The organism is Halomonas tibetensis, from assembly GCF_042643535.1.
Taxonomy (GTDB): domain Bacteria; phylum Pseudomonadota; class Gammaproteobacteria; order Pseudomonadales; family Halomonadaceae; genus Halomonas; species Halomonas tibetensis.
On record NZ_JBHRSQ010000007.1, the window covers coordinates 401,288 to 420,773 of the forward strand.

Annotated in this window: 15 protein-coding genes; 6 read left to right on the top strand and 9 right to left on the bottom strand. The window is 66.4% G+C overall.

Translation table 11 applies throughout. The features are described 5' to 3' along the window. The 4 genes from ACFODV_RS04755 to ACFODV_RS04770 are packed head-to-tail and all read left to right on the top strand — an operon-like array spanning nucleotide 1 to nucleotide 5,421. The gene (locus ACFODV_RS04755) at nucleotides 1-663 is read left to right on the top strand and encodes an NADH-quinone oxidoreductase subunit K (RefSeq protein WP_379755400.1); all 663 of its coding nucleotides are present in this window, start codon (nucleotides 1-3) and stop codon (nucleotides 661-663) included. Next, nucleotides 660-2,108 (top strand): complex I subunit 5 family protein, encoded by a 1,449-nt coding sequence (locus ACFODV_RS04760; protein ID WP_379755403.1) that lies wholly within the window; start codon nucleotides 660-662, stop codon nucleotides 2,106-2,108. Before ACFODV_RS04755 ends, ACFODV_RS04760 begins: the two co-directional genes overlap by 4 nt. After that, nucleotides 2,105-3,610 (top strand): complex I subunit 5 family protein, encoded by a 1,506-nt coding sequence (locus tag ACFODV_RS04765; RefSeq protein WP_379755405.1) that lies wholly within the window; start codon nucleotides 2,105-2,107, stop codon nucleotides 3,608-3,610. Before ACFODV_RS04760 ends, ACFODV_RS04765 begins: the two co-directional genes overlap by 4 nt. Further along, nucleotides 3,607-5,421: a proton-conducting transporter transmembrane domain-containing protein gene (locus ACFODV_RS04770; protein WP_379755408.1), complete on the top strand. Its 1,815-nt coding sequence runs from the start codon at nucleotides 3,607-3,609 to the stop codon at nucleotides 5,419-5,421. The genes ACFODV_RS04765 and ACFODV_RS04770 overlap by 4 nt, the downstream gene beginning before the upstream one ends. Nucleotides 5,422-5,493: 72 nt before the next feature. Here ACFODV_RS04770 and ACFODV_RS04775 read toward each other — a convergent pair whose 3' ends face one another. From ACFODV_RS04775 to ACFODV_RS04800, 6 genes are all read right to left on the bottom strand, one after another. Next, nucleotides 5,494-6,894, bottom strand: a complete 1,401-nt coding sequence (locus ACFODV_RS04775; RefSeq protein ID WP_379755411.1) for a PhoH family protein — start codon at nucleotides 6,892-6,894, stop codon at nucleotides 5,494-5,496. A gap of 299 nt (nucleotides 6,895-7,193) precedes the next feature. Beyond that, on the bottom strand, nucleotides 7,194-7,568 hold the full coding sequence (gene nirD, locus ACFODV_RS04780) for a nitrite reductase small subunit NirD (RefSeq protein WP_379755414.1): 375 nt from the start codon (nucleotides 7,566-7,568) through the stop codon (nucleotides 7,194-7,196). 133 nt (nucleotides 7,569-7,701) lie between these two features. Beyond that, nucleotides 7,702-10,257, bottom strand: coding sequence for a nitrite reductase large subunit NirB (gene nirB, locus ACFODV_RS04785; RefSeq protein ID WP_379755417.1), 2,556 nt, complete (start codon nucleotides 10,255-10,257; stop codon nucleotides 7,702-7,704). Further along, entirely contained in the window at nucleotides 10,254-11,594 is a 1,341-nt protein-coding gene (locus ACFODV_RS04790; RefSeq protein ID WP_379755420.1) for an NAD(P)/FAD-dependent oxidoreductase, read from the bottom strand. The genes nirB and ACFODV_RS04790 overlap by 4 nt, the downstream gene beginning before the upstream one ends. A gap of 271 nt (nucleotides 11,595-11,865) precedes the next feature. Beyond that, on the bottom strand, nucleotides 11,866-12,888 hold the full coding sequence (locus ACFODV_RS04795; RefSeq protein WP_379755423.1) for a CmpA/NrtA family ABC transporter substrate-binding protein: 1,023 nt from the start codon (nucleotides 12,886-12,888) through the stop codon (nucleotides 11,866-11,868). Continuing rightward, nucleotides 12,885-13,478, bottom strand: coding sequence for an ANTAR domain-containing response regulator (locus tag ACFODV_RS04800; RefSeq protein ID WP_379755426.1), 594 nt, complete (start codon nucleotides 13,476-13,478; stop codon nucleotides 12,885-12,887). Before ACFODV_RS04800 ends, ACFODV_RS04795 begins: the two co-directional genes overlap by 4 nt. Nucleotides 13,479-13,928: 450 nt before the next feature. Between ACFODV_RS04800 and ACFODV_RS04805 the strand changes: the two genes are divergently transcribed. Both ACFODV_RS04805 and cobA read left to right on the top strand, forming a co-directional pair. Further along, nucleotides 13,929-16,679, top strand: coding sequence for a nitrate reductase (locus tag ACFODV_RS04805; RefSeq protein ID WP_379755429.1), 2,751 nt, complete (start codon nucleotides 13,929-13,931; stop codon nucleotides 16,677-16,679). Beyond that, nucleotides 16,639-17,577 (top strand): uroporphyrinogen-III C-methyltransferase, encoded by a 939-nt coding sequence (cobA, locus tag ACFODV_RS04810; protein ID WP_379755432.1) that lies wholly within the window; start codon nucleotides 16,639-16,641, stop codon nucleotides 17,575-17,577. The genes ACFODV_RS04805 and cobA overlap by 41 nt, the downstream gene beginning before the upstream one ends. Before the next feature lie 160 nt (nucleotides 17,578-17,737). On the opposite strand, the gene ACFODV_RS04815 is transcribed toward cobA, so the two are convergent. The 3 genes from ACFODV_RS04815 to ACFODV_RS04825 are packed head-to-tail and all read right to left on the bottom strand — an operon-like array spanning nucleotide 17,738 to nucleotide 19,480. Then, nucleotides 17,738-18,214 carry a peroxiredoxin gene (locus ACFODV_RS04815; protein WP_379755602.1) on the bottom strand — a complete coding sequence of 159 codons (477 nt, stop codon included), beginning with the start codon at nucleotides 18,212-18,214 and terminating at the stop codon, nucleotides 17,738-17,740. Between the two features lie 45 nt (nucleotides 18,215-18,259). Then, nucleotides 18,260-19,318: an RNA-guided endonuclease InsQ/TnpB family protein gene (locus ACFODV_RS04820; protein ID WP_379755435.1), complete on the bottom strand. Its 1,059-nt coding sequence runs from the start codon at nucleotides 19,316-19,318 to the stop codon at nucleotides 18,260-18,262. An 18-nt stretch (nucleotides 19,319-19,336) separates the two neighbouring features. Continuing rightward, nucleotides 19,337-19,480 (bottom strand): helix-turn-helix domain-containing protein, encoded by a 144-nt coding sequence (locus tag ACFODV_RS04825; RefSeq protein WP_379755438.1) that lies wholly within the window; start codon nucleotides 19,478-19,480, stop codon nucleotides 19,337-19,339. Between the last annotated feature and the right edge of the window lie 6 nt (nucleotides 19,481-19,486).

The following is a 19,486-nucleotide window of genomic DNA, read 5'->3' on the forward strand; positions in this document are numbered from 1 at the left end:
ATGACGGCCTCTCTTGCCTGGGTGCTGGGCGGCCTGCTGGTAACACTAGCAGGGTGCTGTCTGTTGGATCGCCATCTGCGCCGCGCCTGCCTGGTGTTCATTGTGTTCGCCCTGGTGATGTCATTGACCTGGTGGCAGCTGGGCACCCCCTGGCTTGCCGCCGGTGAGGCGCTGCTGGGTTCGCTGTTAACCGGTGCGGCGCTATTGCATGGGCTGGGTCGAGCGGGAGACGTGCCGCGGCTGGAGCAGCGTGACACCACGGTGCACCGTGGTGGAGAAGCTCCGGTGCGCTGGTTCGCCGCCCTTGGCTGGCTGATCCTGACTGCCCTGGCAATGGCAGGTCTGCTCGTTACCGAGCGGCTGAGCCTGGATGCAGCCGGCACGCTGGCCCTGGTGCCCTTTGCTATGGTGGTGATAGCGCTGGGCCTCTGGGCCTTCGCTCATCACCGTCACCTGCTACGCCGGCTGCTGGCATTCAACGTGCTCGGCTCCGGCGTCTTCCTGCTGCTGGCCGGACTCGCCGGCCACGGCCCTGAGGTACAAGGGTTGATTCTGGTGGGGCTTGCCGTGGCGCTGGTCGGCTCAGTGCTGGGCGTGCTGCTGCTTCGCCGCCTCCATGCCCTGGAGGACAGCGTGACCCTCGAGACCGAGGCCGGCCCGTGAATTCAGCCGCAAACCTCATGCTGTGGCTGGCGCTGGTGGCTCCGCTGCCGCTGGGTTTGCTGGCCTGGTTAAAACCGCCGCGCCATATGCGCACCGTGGCCTTGGCCGTAGGGGCGTTGCCCCTGGCGACGTGGTGGCTGCTACCGCAAGCGGTGGAAGGGGGGCTGAATGGCCGCCTGGCGCTGGGTGGGCTCTCGCTGCACTGGCGGCTTGACGCCCTGACGGCGCTGTTGCTGCTGTTGACCCAGCTGGTACTGCTGGCCAGTGCCGCCTACGCCGTCGGGCATCGCCGCGTGGCGGTGCCCGATGAGGCCTCCCATGCTCGCTTCTGGCCGCTGCTTGGTGGGCTGGCGTTCGCGCTGGGGTTGATCTGGGTGGCCGCCGACTTGCTGCTGCTCTACGTGGGGCTGGAACTGATGGGCCTGTGCGCGGTGGGCATGATGCTGCTGCCCGGCAAGGTCGAGGCGATTCGTGCCGGCCTGCGCTACCTGCTTTACGCGCTGGTAGGGTCCCTGGCCTGGCTGCTGGGCGTGGCGCTGCTGCTGGGCGCCTGGGGCACCCTGGAACTGGCGGAACTAGCGGCTGTGGCTGAGCCCGATGTCACGACTCGCATCGGCATGGCGCTGCTGACCGGGGGGCTGCTGCTCAAGGCGGCGATCTTTCCCTTGCACGGCTGGCTGGTACCGGTTCACGCCAGCGCTTGGACCCCGGTCAGCGCTGTTCACGGCGCCCTGGTGGTCAAGGCTTCCTTCTTTATCCTGATCCTCTTGTGGCGATTGTTGTTGCCTGATGCCGTCACGGCGGCCTGGGTGCTGGGGATGCTGGGGGCGTCGGCGGTGCTGTGGGGAGGACTCAAGGCGTGGCGGGCCGATTCGCTCAAGCAGGTGGTGGCCTGGTCCACGGTGGGCCAGCTCGGCTATCTGATGCTGCTGTTTCCGTTGCTGGCCGGCACGGCGGCGTCGGTGGCCGCCATGGCCTGGCAAGCCACCTGGCTGCAGCTGGCCGGCCATGCCCTTGCCAAGGCGGCAATGTTCATGGCCGTCGGTAATCTGATGCTCTCCACCGGCGCCAGCCGCCTGGTCGACCTGGCCGGTACCAGCCGCCGACTGCCGTTGTCGCTGATGACCTTCGGTATCGCCGCGGTGACCCTGATGGGGCTTCCGCCCAGCGCCGGTTTCACCGCCAAATGGCTGCTGCTGCAGGCCTCCCTGGAGGCGGGCCAGTGGCCCTGGGTCGCGGTGCTGGCGCTCGGCACTCTGCTCACTGCCGCCTATGTGTTCCGGGTACTTCGCTGTTCCTTCGTGGAAGAGGCGTCGCACCATGAGTTCCATCCCCCACCACGGGGAGCGGACCTGGTGCCGTTGGTTCTGGCGATGGCCGCCGTGGGTTTGGGCCTGGTGGCAGAGTGGCCTCTTGCGATGCTGCGCCAGGGAGGAGTGCCATGAGCGGAGCCTTCTTCCCGGTCGCCACCCTGTTCACCTCGTTGGCGGCGGCAGCGATCATCTTTCTGTTGCCCGAGGGTGCCTTTCGCGCCCGCACCGGACTCAACCTGGCCGCCGCCGTGCTCAAGATCGGCCTGGTCGCCTGGATGGTGCGCGGTCTCAGCCAGGGTCAGACCTACGCCGTGGAGTTTCCGGTGCTGGAGGGTCTGGCCTTCGTGCTGCGCGCCGATGCGCTAGGCATCATGTTTGCTGGGCTCTCCTCGTTGCTGTGGTTGTTCACCACCATCTACGCCATCGGTTATCTGGAGGACTCGCCCAATCGACGTCGTTTCTTCGGCTTCTTCAGCCTCTGCGTGGCCAGCACTCTGGGGATCAGCCTGGCCGGCAATCTCTTTACCTTCCTGATCTTCTACGAGCTGCTGACGCTCTCTACCTATCCGCTGGTGGCTCATCGCGGCACACCGAAGGCGCTTGCCGCGGCCACCCTCTACCTGCGCTTCACCCTCACCGCGGGGCTGGTGCTGATGATCGGCATGGTGGCGCTCCATGCGTTGGCCGGTGATATCCGCTTCGGCCAGCGGGAGGTGCTCGCCGACTTTGGGCAGGAGCAGCGCGGGATGCTGATTGCCATCTTCTGGGTGCTGATTGCCGGCTTCGGGGTCAAGGCGGGGCTGGTGCCCCTGCACGGTTGGCTGCCCCGCGCGATGGTGGCGCCGGCGCCTGTCAGCGCCCTGCTGCATGCGGTGGCGGTGGTAAAGGCCGGGGCCTTCGGCATCGTGCGCCTGGTCTATGACGTTTATGGCTCCGAGCTCAGCCAGGCGCTGGGGCTGCTCACTGGGTTAGCCGTCGTCGCCAGCGTGACCATCCTCTATGCCTCGCTGCGCGCCCTGGCCCAGGTGGAGCTCAAGCGGCGGCTGGCCTTCTCCACGGTCAGCCAGGTGAGCTATGTCGTGCTGGGCATCGGGCTGTTCGGGCCGCTGGGCACCATCGCCGCGCTGTCCCATCTGCTTCATCAGGGGCTGATGAAGATCACGCTGTTCTTCTGTGCCGGCAACTACGCCGAGGAACTCGGCATTCATCGCATTGACGAGCTCGACGGGGTGGGGCGGCGCATGCCGCTTACCAGCCTGGCCTTCAGCGTCGGCGCGCTGGGCATGATCGGTTTGCCACCGCTGGTGGGCTTCCTCAGCAAGTGGTACCTGGGCATCGGGGCCGTGCAGGCGGGGATGCCCTGGGTGATCGCTGTGCTGGTCGCCAGCAGCCTGCTCAATGCCGCTTATTTCCTGCCGGTCCTGTACCGGCTGTGGTTCTGCCCCGGCCCTGACCACGGGGTGGGGGCCTGGCCGGAAGAGCGTCATCTCGGCCGCTTCGAGACGAGCAGTTGGCTGCTGCTGCCGGCGCTGGCCACGGCGCTGTTCAGCGTGATGGCGGGTCTGCTGGCGGGTCTGCCTTACAGCCCGCTGGAGTGGGCGACTCGGGTGGTCAACCTGGAGTATCTGCCATGAGCCAGGCGATCCTTGGGGGGCTGATGATCGCTGCGCTGCTATGGCCGCTGGCGCTGATACTTCGCGAACCGCTGATGGCGGCACTGACCTCGCGTAGCGAGGTGCGATTTCCTCTGGATCCGCTGTGGGCCTCGGCGCCGCTGCCCGCCCTGGCGCTGGCGCTGCTGGGGGCAGACGGCAACCTGTCGTTGTCGGCCTGGTTGCTGGGCGGCGTCTGGGTGCTCGACGAGCCGCGCCGGGTGCTGCTGGCGTTTACGGCGCTGCTGTGGCTGTTTTCCGGCTGGTATGCCCGGGGCTATCTGGCGGGAGAGCGTGACCGAGCCAATGCCGGCAACGGGGCGTCGGCGGCACGGCTGGCGCGCTTCGCCGTGCTCTGGCCGCTGACCCTTTCCGGCAACCTGCTGCTACTGGTGGCCGAGGATATCGCCAGCTTTTACCTGGGCTTCGCGGTGATGACCTTCGCCGCCTACGGCCTGGTGATCCACGCTGGTACTCGAGATGCCCTGACCGGTGGTCGCGCCTACCTGATCATGGCGGTGCTGGGAGAGGGGTTGATTCTTGGCGGACTGCTGTGGGGTGCCGGCAACCTTGACGCGCTGACCCTGAGTGAGCTGCGTGAGGGGCTGGCCACCGCTCCCCACGGCGTCTGGATCGGGTTGCTGCTGTGGCTCGGGTTCGGTGTGAAGGCAGGCGTGGCAGGCCTTCACATCTGGTTGCCCCTGGCGCATCCGGTGGCCCCCACGCCGGCCAGCGCCGTGCTCAGCGGCGCCATGATCAAGGCCGGGTTGGTGGGCTGGATGGCGACTCTGCCGCTGGGGGAGTCCGCTGCGGCTGCCTTCGCCGATCTGGGCCGCGCCATGCTGGTGGTGGGCCTGGTGGGCGCCATCGGTGCGGCGCTGCTGGGGGTTTGCCAACGCCACCCCAAGGCGGTGCTGGCCTACTCCAGCGTCAGCCAGCTGGGCATGCTCGCTGCCCTGGTGGGAACCGGGCTCGTGACGCCTTCCCTGTGGCCGTCCCTGGCGCCGGCGGTGGTGCTCTTCGCCGCCCACCATGGCCTGACCAAGGGGGCGCTGTTTCTCGGCGTGGGCATCGGCGAGCATCCGCCGCGGATGCCAACCTGGATGCTGGCTCTGCTGCTGACGCTGCCGGCGCTGTCGCTGGCCGGGGTGCTGGGCTCGGGGCTGGCGACCAAATGGGCTTTCAAGGCGGCGCTATACGAGGGTGGCCAATTGGCATTGGCGACCTGGCTCTCCTTGGCGGCGGTGGGCACCACGCTGCTGATGGCGCGCACCCTGTGGTGTCAGTGGCAGGGTGAGCGGCAGGCCCGTTTAGACGGCCTGACGCCGCTTTTCGCCCCCATGCCGTTGGCCTGGTTGCTGCTGGTGGTCAGTGCCCTGACGCTGCCGCTGTGGCTGCCGACGTTGGGCTTGGCGCCTGCCTGGCCGCCGCGAGACGAGCTGTTCGGCTTCTGGTGGCCGGCCCTTTTCGGGGTGGCACTGGCCCTGCTGGCCGGCTGGCGGATACATCGCTGGCCGCTGCGGTTGGCGGGAAGGCGTCCGCCGGCGGGGGATTTGTGGTGGCCACTGGCACGCAGCCTGAGCCGACTGTGGATGGCGACCGCGCCCTGGCTTGTGCGACTGGCCGCGGCGAAGGCGGCCTGGGTGGCCTGGTGGGTTGCTCTGGAAGAGGCAGGAATCTCGATGCTGGACGCGCTGGGTGAGAGCGAGACGTGGCTGCGTCGCCACGCCGCGGTGCTGATGATGATGGTCGCCATGGGGCTTGCCCTGGTACTGCTGTTCAGCACCGCCTGACGCCCCAAAGGGCGGCAGGCGGGGAGTCGATGCGCGAGTGGGCGTCGGCCAGTGTCGGCCAGTAGAGAAGGGCTAGAGCAGTTCCTCGCCGGCCAGGGCCAGGCGCGAGCGCTCGACGCTCTTCAGGGTGACATGTCCGGCGTGGGGCCAGTCGCGGAAGCGCTGGACCAGTGCCGCCATGCCGCAGGTGTTGGCGGTCAGATAGGGGGTGTCGATCTGTCCGACGTTGCCCAGGCAGACGATCTTGGTATTGCGCCCGGCCCGGGTGACCAGCGACTTGAGCTGCTTGGGCGTGAAGTTCTGCGCCTCGTCGATGATCAGGAAGGTATCGTTGAGGGTACGACCCCGCATGAAACCGGGGGCGCGGATCTGCACCCGGGCGCCGAGCAGCTGGCGGGTTGCGCCGCTGTTCCAGCTGGATTCCCCATCCTCGTTGCGCAGCAGGTTGTCCATGTTGTCATGGAAGGCGCCCATCCAGGGCGACATCTTCTCCTCCTCGGTGCCGGGGAGAAAGCCGATGTCCTCGCTCATGGAGATCGGGGCCCGAGTGAAGACGATGCGCTCGAAGCGCTTGGTGTCCAGGGTCTGCTGGAAGGCGGCGGCCAGGGTCATGAAGGTCTTGCCGGTGCCGGCGCTGCCGGCGATGGTCACCAGATCGATGTCGTCGTCCATCAGCAGGTTGAGCGCGAAGTTCTGCCGGCAGTCGCTGGCGTGGACGCCCCACACGCTGGCGCCGTGACGGTAGTTGGCGAGCAGGTCCAGACGGGCACGCTGTCCACCCACTTCGCGCACGATGGCCTCGAAACGGGCATCGACATCGCCATCCGCCACCAGCATGCCGGGGTGCCACGCGGCAGGGATCTCGCCGGCGAGCTGGTAGATCACTCGCTGGGCCTCGCGCTCTACGCTTACGTCCAGCGCCAGGCCGTTCCACAGCTCACTGCCGGCATCCGGGTAGACCCTTACCCCTTCCAGCATGGCATCGCTGTCGTCGAAGGCGCGGTCGTTGAGGTAGTCCTCCACCGGCACGCCAAGAGCAGCGGCCTTGACCCTGAGGTTGATGTCCTTGGTGATCAGGATCACCGAGGCGTCCGAGCGCTCCTGACGCAGCCGACAGGTCTCGGCCAGGATACGGTTGTCGGGGTTCTCTTCGAGGGGTTCCAGGGGCTTGAGGTCGGTGTAGCAGAGCAGTCGCAGGCGCCCTTCGCGGCCGGCCAGGCGCGGTATGGGGATACCGTCGCGGATCTGCTCGAGGCCGACGTTGGCGGTGAGGTCTGACAGGGTGCGGCTGACCTGGCGGGCGGTGCGGGCGATCTCGCGGACGCCGTTCTTGTGCTTGTCCAGTTCCTCGAGAACGGTCATGGGGATGACCACTTCGTGCTCGTCGAACTGGTAGAGGGAGGCGGGATCGTGCAGCAGGACGTTGGTGTCCAGTACGTAGAGGCGGGTGGCCTTCTTGTCGATGCGTACCATCGGCGCAGCTCTCCTGATTGTCTCGAGCGGACGTCGTTCGTGACGTCCCGATGTCGACACAGTCAGCGCGATGTCAGGAAGGTGACGGCAGCCGACGGTGTCGTGCAGCGCTTCTACTCCCTCCTGTTGCTCTTACTTGCAGCATTTGACAGCGGGCGGAATGCAGAGTGCGATTCCGCCTCATGCCCAGCATGGCGCGCCCCATGCCTTGTTGCTGTGCAAAATCAGGCTTCCATTCAACGCTTTCTCAGCGTGGCGTTTCCGTGTCCCGGTAGACAGGTAGGGTAAACAGTGGGACATCAGATCAGTATCAGCACCCGATCTCCGTCGAAGCACGCCGACCAGGTACGCAGTTGGACGGACTTTTCCTCCAGGCACTGGCCGTCGATGAGGCGGAAGTGCTGCTTATAGAGCGGCGAGGCCACTACCGGTTGCCCTTCGATGTCACCGATGAGGCCTCGGGCGATCACGTTAGCCCCGGAGAAGGGGTCGCGGTGGTCGAGGGCATAGAGCTCCTGCTCATGGCCGGGAAGGTAGAAGAGGGCCAACTGGGCCGGGCCCTCAGGGGGCTCGAGCCAGGCGGCGACGCCTGAGTAGGGCACCAGGTCGGCGCGGGTGCAGAGGCATTGCCAGGTCAGGGTCATGGTATTGGCTGCTGCGGTGGCGTTATTCATAAGTTTTCCTGAGAGTTATCGGGAAATCGGCGAGCGAGATGAAGCGCTGGGCGCGCGGCGCACCGAAGGCGAGACATAACGGGGTGCTTCGAGGTGCCTCGCAACGATGCGACTCGCTCGCGCAGCCATTTCCTTACGCAGGGCGGAGCTGGCCGCGCTCGCTGGTAAAGATGATGTCCGGGTCGGGGCGGCTGTCGTTGACGAAGCTTCTGAAGCGCTTGAGCTTCTCCGGGTCGCTGAGGGCATTGGCCCATTCGCACTGGTAGTTGTCGATCACTGTCTGCATCTGGCGCTCCAGCTCCTCGCCGATCCTCAGGCTGTCCTCGAGCACCACGGCCTTGAGGTAGTCCAGGCCGCCCTCGAGGTTCTCGCGCCACACCGAGGTGCGCTGCAGGCGATCGGCGGTGCGAATGTAGAACATCAGCACGCGGTCGATGGTGCGGATCAGCGCCGCGTCGTCCAGATCGGTGGCGAACAGCTCAGCGTGGCGCGGGCGCATGCCCCCGTTGCCGCAGACATAGAGGTTCCAGCCATTCTCGGTGGCGATCACGCCGATGTCCTTGCTCTGCGCCTCGGCGCACTCCCGGGTACAGCCCGAGACGCCGAACTTGATCTTGTGCGGAGCGCGCAGGCCCTTGTAACGATGCTCCAAGCGGATCGCCATGCCCACGCTGTCATCCACGCCGTAGCGGCACCAGGTGCTGCCGACGCAGGACTTCACGGTGCGCAGCGACTTGCCGTAGGCGTGGCCGGTCTCGAAGCCGGCCGCGATCAGCTCGCCCCAGATATCCGGCAGGTCCTCGAGGCGGGCGCCGAACAGGTCGATGCGCTGGCCGCCGGTGACCTTGGTGTAGAGGCCATACTTCTGGGCCACCTGGCCCAGCACCACCAGCTTTTCCGGGGTGATCTCACCGCCGGCGATGCGCGGCACCACCGAGTAGGTGCCGTTCTTCTGCATGTTGGCCATGAAGGTGTCGTTGGTGTCCTGCAGCGGGATATGAGCCGCATCGGTGATCGGCTCGTTGAAACAGGAGGCCAGGATCGAGGCCACCGCCGGCTTGCAGATATCGCAGCCAAGCTTTGGGGCTGATGAAGAGCCCGGGTGGTGTGTGTCGACGTTGCCGTGCTTTTCGATCAGTTCGCCGAAGGTCTTGATGCCCTCGACACGCACGATGTCGTAGAGCCCCTGGCGGGTATGGGCGAAGTGTTCGCAGAGGGAATGGTCGACCTCCACGCCGCGGGCTTCCAGCTCATGGTCGACAACGCTCTTGAGGAGTGCCGAGCATCCCCCGCAACCGGTGCTGGCTTTTGTCTCACCCTTGACGGTCGCCAGGTCCATGGCGCCGGCGTCCAGCGTGGCGCAGACATCACCCTTGCTGACGTTGTGGCAGGAACAGATGGTCGCCGTCTCGGGCAGGGCGTCGGGTCCCAGTGTCGGGACGCCTTCGCTTGAGGGCAGGATCAGCGAGGCCGGATTTTCGGGCAGGTCGAGGCCGTTGCTGTAGTACTGCAGCAGGGTGTCGTAGACCCCGTTGTCGCCTACCAGCATGGCGCCGACCAGGCGCTTGCTGTCGGCAGATACCACCAGCTTGCGATACTCCTGCTTGATCTGGTCGAGATAGCGGAACATCTTGGCGCCGGGCGTCTGGTTGCCATGCGCATCGCCGATGGCACCGACGTCGACACCCAGCAACTTGAGCTTGGTGCTCATGTCGGCACCGCGAAAGCTTGCTCCCTGGCGTTGATCAAAAGAGGCGAGCAGGGTGGCGGCAGCCACCTTGGCCATCTGGTAACCGGGCGCTACCAGCCCGAAGATGCTGTTGTTCCAAAGCGCTACCTCACCGATGGCCAGTATCGCCGGGTCGCTGGTCAGGCAGCGGTCGTCGATCACCACGCCGCCGCGCTCGCCGATCTCCAGGGCGCAGTCGCGGGCCAGCTCGTCGCGCGGGCGGATGCCGGCGGAGAATACGATCAGGTCGGCCTCGAGCACCTTGCCGTCCTGGAATACCATTCGGTGCGCCGCGTCCACACCGTCCTCGATGCGCTGGGTGGCGCGGTCGGTGTGCACCTGGACACCCAGCGCTTCGATCTTCTCGCGCAGCAGCTCGCCGCCCTCGCTGTCGACCTGCATCGGCATCAGGCGTGGAGCGAACTCCACCACGGCGGTATCGAGGTTCAGCTCGCGCAGGGCGTTGGCGGCCTCCAGGCCTAGCAGGCCGCCGCCGACTACCACCCCGGTGGAAGCGCTCTCGGCGGCCTCGCGGATGGCATCCAGGTCATCCAGGGTGCGATAGACCAGGCAGCCCGGGCGGTCGTTACCAGAAATCGGCGGCACGAAGGGGAAGGAGCCGGTGGCCAGAACCAGTCGGTCATAGGGATAGTTGCCCGACTCGGTGACCACTTCGCCCCGGTCGCGGTCGATAGCCTTCACCGGTTCATGAAGGCGTAATTCGATGCCGTGCTCGGCATAGTAGTCGGCGGTGACCAGAGCCAGCGATTCGGCGTCGCGACCCCTGAAATACTCGGAGAGGTGCACTCGGTCGTAGGCCAGGTGGCGCTCCTCGCCGAACACTGTGATGGCATAGCGCTCGGTAGCATCGTTCTCCACCAGCTGTTCGACAAGGTGGTGGCCGACCATGCCGTTGCCGATGACGATAAGGCGTTGCTTGGGGGATGCGGGGGTATTCATGCGGCCTCCTCGACGGGGCGTTCCAGATAAGCGGAGTCGGTGGTGCGGCTGGTGTCCTCGGTGGCTGCGTCGAGCAGCACCTGGACATCGGCCGGGCCGAAGAGCAGGGCCTGGCGGCAGGCGCGCAGATCGCTGCCGGCCAGGGCGTGTTCGAAGGCCCAGGGTCCGAGGCGGGTATCGCCGTAGAGCACGGCCCCCTCGAGGCGGCCATCGCGCAGCAGCAGGCGACGGTAGTCGCCGTGCTCGGGGTCGTGGTAGCTCAGCACGTCGTGCTCCGGGGCGGGATCAATAGGACCGAAGGCGAAGAGCGATACGCCACTGATCTTGAGCTTGGTGGCGCTGGGGAGCTCGACATAGCCGCTGACCGTTTCACCGGCGAGGTGGGCGGCGAGCACCTCGACCTGGCGCCAGATCGGCTCGACCAGACCGTAGGTGTGGTGCTCGAACTGGCAGCATTCGCCGAGGGCGTGAATCGCCGGGTCACTGGTGGTGAGGGTGGCGTCGACCCGGATGGCGCGGTCACTGTCGAGTCCGGCATCGCGTCCCAGTTCGGCGTTGGGTGTGATGCCCGCGGCTACCACCACGCAGTCAGCGGCTAGGCGGCGACCATCCTCGAGGCGCACGGCGGCGACGTGGCCGTGGCCATCGTCCTCGAGGGCCGCAAGGTGGGCGCCGGTCATGACCTCGAGCCCGCGGCCGACGAGTTCATGCTCGAGCAGGCCGGCGGCGGTGGCATCGACCTGACGGTTCATCAAGCGTGAGTCGCGATGCAGCACGCTGACCCTCATGCCACGTTTGCGCAGCCCCTCGGCGGCTTCGATCCCCAGCAGGCCGCCGCCGATGACCACGGCGTTGCCGCCGCGTTCGGCGCAGTCAGCCAGGGTGGCGGCATCGTTCAGATCGCGGAAACCATGGACGCCTGCGAGCCGGATGCCGGGCACCGGTGGCAGTGCCGGGCGTGAGCCGGTGGCCAGCACCAGGCGGTCGTAGGCCAGGCAGCGTCCGCTCGCGGTGATCACTCGGCGCGCCTGGCGCTCGATGTGCTCGACGCGATCACCGAGGATCAGCTCGACGCCCTGCTCGGCGTACCAGTCGGTGTCGCGCAGGGTCAGGGCGGCGTGGTCCAGTTCCCCGGCCAGCAGGGGCGAAAGCAGAATGCGGTTGTAAGCTGGTACGCGCTCGGCACCGATCACGGTGATGCGCGAGGGGGGCGTTGGCTGCGTCAGCAGCGCCTCGACCAGCCGCTGACCGGCCATGCCGTTGCCGATGATCATCACCCGGTCGCGGGGCGTGGGGGCGGGGGTCGTGGTGGCGTTGAGCGTGGCAGATAGTCTCATGTCGGTCGACTCCTCGATGACGTGCTGGGAAGCAAGCGGCAATAAAAAAACGTCTTGGCCTCCTGCAGGGCAGGAGGCCAAGACGTCTTTGTCTGGTAGAGACGGTCGCCGTTGACCGTCGGGCGACCACGTTGTCGCCGTATCTTGCGTTGACCTGAATAAAGCAAGTCGCCTGCCAACTGGGGTGAATATCAATTTAATGATTGTTTTTCAGTTGGCTGGATATGTCGGTCAGTCGAAGACCTGGTCCCAAGGCGGGGCTAGTTGCACATCAGTGGTGCAGGGCGCGATCAAAATGCACGGCGCTGTAGCACTCCCCTAGGGTGGCGAGGTCGAGACGCTGCCCCCGGCCACGCAGATGCTGGTCGAGCTGATCGGCGAGCCGTTCGGCGAACACCGGATCGGGACGCAGCACGTCAATGCCGCAAAGACGTTGCCGCAGCGGGGGGGTATCAAAGGGCAGGGTCTCGAGATGCTCCACCGAGCGATCGAGATAGGGGGGTAGGGCCAGCCAGTCGCGCGCCTGCCGGCGGTGTGCCGGCGACTCGGCCAGCCAGTCGCTGGCCGCCACCAGCGCTCGGATCAGCCTGGCCAGGGTCGCCGGATAGTGGCGCGCCCAGGAGCGGGTCACCCCGAGCACCTTTTCCGGCTGGTCTGGCCACAGCTGGGCGCCGCTGGCGACGATACGCCCGGCCTGGCGGTGCTCGGCGAGGCTGCCCCAGGGCTCGCCGACGCAGAACCCGTCGATTTTCCCCTGCTGCATGGCATCGACCATGCGTGGCGGTGGCAATGCCACCAGTTCGACGGTTCGGTTGGCATCGATGCTGCCCAGGCCTAGCCAATGGCGCAGCTGATAGTGCTGGCAGGAGTGGGGGTAGACCATCGCCAGGCGCGGCGGCCGGCTCGTGCCCGGCAGGAAGCCGGCCAGCGCTCTGGCGCTGGCGGCCGGGTCATCGCCAAGCCGTGCCGAGCAGGCGTCGGCCAGTTCCCGGGACAGCACGATGGCGTTGCCATTTCGGCTCAGGGTGATCGGTGCCAGGGTGTCGCAGGGCGCGCGCTCCAGCCCGAGACTCATGGCCAGGGGCATGGGCGCCAGCATGTGGGCACCGTCGAGCAGCCCTGCGGCGACCTTGTCCCGCAGCGTCGACCAGGCGTTCTGGCGCGACAGGGTCACCTCCAGGCCCTGGTCGGCGAACAGGCCACGTTCGCGGGCGACCACCAGCAGGACGCAATCGAGCAGCGGCATGAAACCCAGCTGCAGGTGCGGCAGCTCGGCCGGAGGCAGCGTGTTCATAGGCCCTTCTCCAGACGTTCGAGAATATCGATGACGCTCATGGCGACCTCGGCGATGCGCTGACCTCGGTCCATGGCCAGCTTGCGCAGCATTTGGTAGGCCTGCTCCTCGTCACAGCTTTGGTGGCGCATCAGCAGCCCCTTGGCGCGCTCGATGCGCTTGCGTTCGGTGAGCTGGGTTCGGGTGCGATCGAGCTCCTGACGCATCGCCTGAAATGCCTCGAAGCGGGCGATGGCGACCTCGATGATCGGCTTGACCCGCCCCTGGACCAGTCCGTCGACCACATAGGCGCTGACGCCTGCCTTGAGCGCCGACTGCATAATGACGGGGTCGTGCTGGTCGGTGAAGAACACCACCGGACGAGGGTTCTCGCGATTGAGCTGGGCCATGCTGTCGAGTGTGTCGCGGTCCGGCGATTCCATGTCGATGATCACCACGTCCGGCTGATGTCGCGCCACCATGTCATTGAGGCTGGCGGGGCTATTGAGGTGGCAGATCACCCGATGGCCCTCTCGCATGAGGGCCTCCTCGACCATGGCGGCGCGCAACTCTTCGTCGTCGACCAGTAGTACATCAAGAGCTGGAGGCATGGTGGGCTCGTCTAGGAGTGGTTGAGGAAGGCAGTGCAATTTGCGTTCCATCGTGGGGCGGAAGAGGGGGCCATACACCGCCGTTGGGGGCATGACAGGGATCTGGAGGCGGCATCGGTCGCTGCCCGAATGAGTGTTGCACTGCATCATGCTGGTGCAAGTCGCCGGCCGAGCGCAATGCCGTGGTGCGACGGAGGCCATTCGAGGAGTCCCGATTTGTGCCTGGCGCGATGCCTGTGCCTCCGGAGAGTCGGGCCGCGGGGAGTGGGGCGGGCCGAACTGGCACGTTCCTTGCTCAGTTCAGTGCCACAGCATAGACAATCTGCCGAGGGCCAGCGCCGGCCCTCCACCGACGAAGACGTCCCCTGCCGAAATCTCTAGATGCCGGCAGTGGGCGTCTTTGCGTTGGGGGCCAGCTCGCATTGGTCGGCGGCGAAACGAGGAGTCACCATGTATCAGGCCAATGATTCTGCGCCGATGAGCCGACAGGTTAAGACCACCTGCCCCTACTGTGGAGTGGGGTGTGGGGTGACCGCGACGCTGGAGAAGGGGACCCTGAACGCCTTGGAGGGAGACCGTCAGCACCCTGCCAACTACGGACGCCTTTGCGTCAAGGGCTCGTCGTTGCACGAGACCCTGGGGCAGCGGGGGCGCCTGCTCCGGCCGCGGGTGGATGGCGTCGAGGTTGACTGGGATACAGCACTGAAGGCGGTGGCCGAGCGTCTGACCGCCATCCGGAGTCAACAGGGCAACGAGTCGGTGGCGGCCTACCTCTCCGGTCAGCTGTTGACAGAGGACTATTACGTCGCCAACAAACTGTTCAAGGGGTTTCTCGGCACACCACACCTGGATACCAACTCACGGCTCTGTATGGCCTCGGCGGTGGCCGGCTACAAGCGTGCTTTTGGCGCCGATGCGGTGCCGTGCTGCTACGAGGATCTCGAGGAAGCCGAGCTGGTGGTGCTGGTGGGATCCAACCTGGCCTGGAACCACCCGGTGCTTTATCAGCGCCTCAAGGTGGCCAAGACCCGTAACCCGCTGATGCGCGTGGTGGTGATTGATCCGCGGGTCACCGACAGCTGTGAAATCGCCGACCTCTATCTGGGCCTCAAGCCCGGCAGCGACGCGTGCTTGTTCAATGGCCTACTGAGCTGGATGGCGGCCAGGGGCAAGCTCGATGAGGTCTATCTGACGCGCCATACTCAAGGGCTGGAAGAGACCTTGGCCGCGGCCCGGGAGGAGGAGTGCTCGGTGGCGGCCGTGGCCGCTGACTGTGATCTGGACCCGGAGCGGCTGGAGACCTTCTACTACTGGTTCACCAGTCAATTGCACGTGGTGACGCTCTACTCCCAGGGGATCAACCAGTCCTCCAGCGGCACCGACAAGTGCAACGCCATCATCAACTGCCATCTGGCCGGCGGCAAACTTGGCCTGCCCGGCGCCGGACCCTTCTCCATCACCGGCCAACCCAATGCCATGGGTGGTCGCGAGGTGGGTGGGCTGGCCAACCAGTTGGCGGCCCACATGGATTATCACACCCCCGGTGCCATCGACCGCGTCACCCGCTTCTGGGCCACTGATAACTTGACGCCGACTTTGCCGAACGGTCCCGGCCATAAGGCCGTCGAGCTCTTCGCCGCCATCGAGCGCGGCGAGGTCCGGGCGCTGTGGGTGATGGCCACCAATCCGGCGGTGAGCCTGCCGGATGCCGCTCGGGTGCGCGCCGCACTGGCCAGGTGCCCCCTGGTGATCGTCTCCGAGTGCGTCACCAACACCGATCTGCTCGACTACGCCGACATTGTCCTGCCAGCCTCGAGCTGGTCGGAGAAGGACGGCACCGTGACCAACTCCGAGCGCTGCATCTCGCGCCAGCGCGGCCTGCTGCCGCCGCCAGGCGAGGCGCGCCACGATTGGTGGATCATCTGCGAGGTCGCCAAGCGACTGGGCTATGGAGAGGCCTTCGCGTATGCCCACCCCGCCGAGATCTTCGATGAGCATGCCCGGCTCTCCGGCTTCGAGAATGCCTCGGACAGCACCGGGACGTGCAAGCGGTTGTTCGATATCTCGGGCCTGGTGGGACTCGACCGTGATGCCTTTGACGCCCTGGCGCCGATCCAGTGGCCGGTCACCGCCAGGGCTCCCCAGGGGACCGCACGCCTGTTCGAGGATGGCCGCTTCGCCACCGATGATGGCCTGGCCCGGCTGGTGCCGGTCAGGCCGCGGGCACCCGAGCAGCGTCTCAGCGCGGCGCGTCCGCTTCGCCTCAATACCGGTCGTATTCGCGACCAGTGGCACACCATGACCCGCACCGCCCGGGCTCCGCGGCTGATGAATCACCGCGCCGAGCCGTTCATCGAGGTGCATCCCGATGATGCGCTGGCCTGCGGCGTCGCCGACAAGCGCCTGGCGGTGCTCACCGGCGAGGCCGGGGAGTATCGCGCCAGGGTGCGGGTGACCAATGCCCAGCGGTGTGGCGAGGTGTTCGTGCCCATGCACTGGAGCGACTGCTTCACCCGGCAGGCCCGCAGCGGGGCCTTGATCACCGGCCACACCGATCCCCTCTCCGGCCAGCCGGAGTCCAAGCATGGGGCCGTGGCACTGGCCCCCCTGGCCATCGTCTGGGAGGCCACGCTGCTGGTCACTGATGGGCTCACCGACGCCACGCTCTGGTGCGATAGTGACTATTGGACGCGCATTCCCATGCGGGGGTGCCAGCGCTGGCAGCTCGCCGGTGTGCAGGCCGAGCGTGACTGGCTCGAGCGCCTGGCGGCCTGGCTGCCCGAGTCGGCAACGCTGTGGTGCGAGGATGCCAGCGATGGAAGGCTGCGTGCTGCGGCGGTGAAGAACGGACGGCTGCGCTGGTGGGCGATGATCGGTCCCCCCGCCGAGCTGCCTGGCCTGGCCTGGCTCGAGCAGCGCTTCAACGAGACCGAGCTGAGAGTTCAGTATCGCAGCCGTCTGCTGGCCGGCTGTGACGACGGGGCCGCCGATACCGGTCCCACGGTGTGCAGTTGCCATCAGGTGGGCCAGAGGAAGATCGTGTCCGCCATTCGCGAGGGCGATACCAGCGTCGAGGCGCTGGGTGCGCGACTTGCCTGCGGTACCCAGTGCGGCAGCTGTATTCCGGAACTCAAATCCCTGATCGAGGAGGAGCGGGCCCATGAGCGCACCGAGCCGACCCCTGAATCGCAAGTGGCCTGACGCACTGGTCCGTCTCAGCCAAGGCGTGGCACGCTCTCTGGCGACGCTCGGCGGCGATTCCCGTGCCGAGGCTAAGCCCACACTAACGCTGCGCGGCGAGTGCCGCCCGGGCAAGGTCTACCTGGTCGGTGCTGGCAGCGGCGCTGTCGACTTGCTGACCCTCAAGGCCGCACGGCTGCTGATGCAGGCTGGGGCGGTGATCTACGACCGCCTGGTGGGAGATGAGGTGCTGGCGCTGATCCCCCCCGGCTGCGAGCGCTACGACGTGGGCAAGGCGCGCGGCCACCATAGTGTGCCCCAGCCCGAGATCGGCGCACTGATGTGTCGACTGGCCGCCGAGGGCAAGTCGGTGGTGCGCCTCAAGGGGGGAGACCCCGGTGTGTTTGGGCGCATGGGGGAGGAACTGGCGGCCCTGGCCCAGGCAGGGGTGCCCGCCGAGATCGTGCCCGGCATCACCGCTGCCTCGGCGGCGGCGGCGAGCATGGGGATTCCCCTCACCGATCGTGGCCATGCTCAGCAACTGCGCTTCATCACCGCGCAACATTGCCGCGAGGACGGCGCGCCGGACTGGGTCTCGCTGGCCCGCCGCGACGAAACCCTGGTGTTCTACATGGGGCTCTCCCGGGTCGCTGCCATCTGTGCTGGTCTGCGCGGCGCCGGCATGCCCGGCGATTGGCCGATCCTGCTGGTGGCCAACGCCAGTAAGCCCGAGCAGCAATCGCTGGTCGGCTGCCTGGCGGATATGCCGCAGCAGCTGGCCGACCAGCCGCTGCCTTCGCCGTGCCTGATCGTGGTCGGCAGCGTGGTGCACATGGTCGAGACCAGTCCGGCCGTTCAGCGAGTCGCCGGCGTCGATGGCGACCCGCCGGGAGGGCTCACACGACGGCAACGCGGGTAATATTCAGGCGTGCTCCCGCAGAGCGCAGCAGAAGACTCTGCCCCGTCACCCCGACGCAGAAGGGCCGGTCTTTATGACCGGCCCTTCTGCGGCTATGGTGTCGGAGGCTACGGGGTGAGAGTCCTTGGCACCGTTTTCTATGGCGGTTGGCTCGCCCGGCTCACAGCTGCGCCAGCACTGTTTCGGCACTGCTCTTCTCGACGCCCTTGGTGTCGATCCCCATGTACTCGACCACGCCATCGTTGGCGATCAGGGCAAAGCGCTTGCTGCGGATGCCCATGCCGCCACCGCTGGCATCCATCTCGGTGCCAATGGCCTTGGTGAAGTCGGCGTTACCATCGGCCAGCATGGTGAAGGCTTCGGCATTCTGAGTCTGCTGCCAGGCATCCATCACGAAGGCATCGTTGACCGCCATGCAGGCGATGGTATCCACCCCCTTGGCGAGGATCTCATCGGCCTTGATCACGAAGCCGGGCATATGGGTGTTGGAGCATCCGGGCGTGAACGCGCCCGGTACGGCGAACAGCACCACCCGCTTGCCGGCAAACAGCTCACCGGTGGAGACGTCCCGGGGGCCATCCGAGCCGTTGGTCTTGATCGTGACATCGGGAATCTTTTGACTTCCCCCCTCCCTCAGCTTGCGTTGCCGCCAATGGCGGAAAGGAAGGGGATCCTACGGCGCTCAGGTGCAGCTTACGGCTGCCACTGAGTCGCTTCGGCGGGTTCCTGCTGCTGGCGGCCTTGCTGCACCGCTCACTTTACAGGCTAACCGGGCATGCCCTGCCCTTAGCACATTGATCGCGCCGACATGATCGGCATTGGCCTCAAAGCCGCACTCGACACAGGCGAAGCGAGATTGGCTTCGCCGGTTCCCGGCGGCCACATGCCCACACTCGGGGGAGGTGCGACTGGTGTTGCGCGGTGGCACCGTGACCAGATGCGCCCCGCGCCAGGCCAGCTTGTAGTCGAGCTGGCGGCGGAACTCGAACCAGCCCTGGTCGAGAATCGAGCGGTTGAGCCCCGCCTTGGCCCGGACGTTGCGACCGGGCTGCTCGACACTGCCCTTTGCCGACCGCGACATGTTGCCTACCTGCAAGTCTTCCAGCACCACGAGCGCGTGGTTTTGGCTGATCGTGGCGGAAGCCTTGTGTAAGTCATCGCGGCGGACATTGGCGATGCGAGCTTGGATCTTCTGGATGCGAGCCTTGGCCTTCTTCCCGTTGTTGCTGAACTTGGTATTGTGGCTCAGGGTGCGCTGCGCCTTGCGCAGCGCCACTTGATGCGCCTTGAAGCTGTTGCGCGGCGCGAGGTAGGAGCCGTCCGAGAGCGTGGCGAACCTTGCCACGCCCATGTCGATGCCGACGGCGCCTCCGCTGGGAGCCGGCACTTCAACCTCGCGTTGGGTCTGGATGCTGACGAACCAGCGGCCTCCTGACTGGCTGACGGTGACATTCTTGACCGCCCCCAGTGCATCGCGGCTATTGCGGTAGCGCAGCCAGCCGAGCTTAGGCAGGAATATCCTGCCGTTACCCTGGTCGAGCTTGATCTGTTTAGGATCGGGATAGCGGAGGCTGTCGCGCTGACCTTTCTTCTTGAAGCGCGGAAAGTCCGCCCGCTTGGCGAAGAAGTTGGTGTAGGCACGCTCCAAGTCTTTCAGTGACTGCTGAAGCGGGTGAATCGGGCCTCCCTTGAGCCACGGCATCTCGGCGCTGTTGCGCCAGCCAGAGAGCTCTTTGCACAAGGCCGCGTAGCCGAGCTTTTATTCACCTGCCTCGAAGCGAACCTTCTGCAGCGCCAGCCCCCGATTGAATACGAACCGCGCCATGCCGGCGAACTGGCGCATTTTCCGCACCTGCTCACCGTTGGGCATCAGCTCGTATTTGAAGGCTTGAAGGCGCTGCATGGCTTA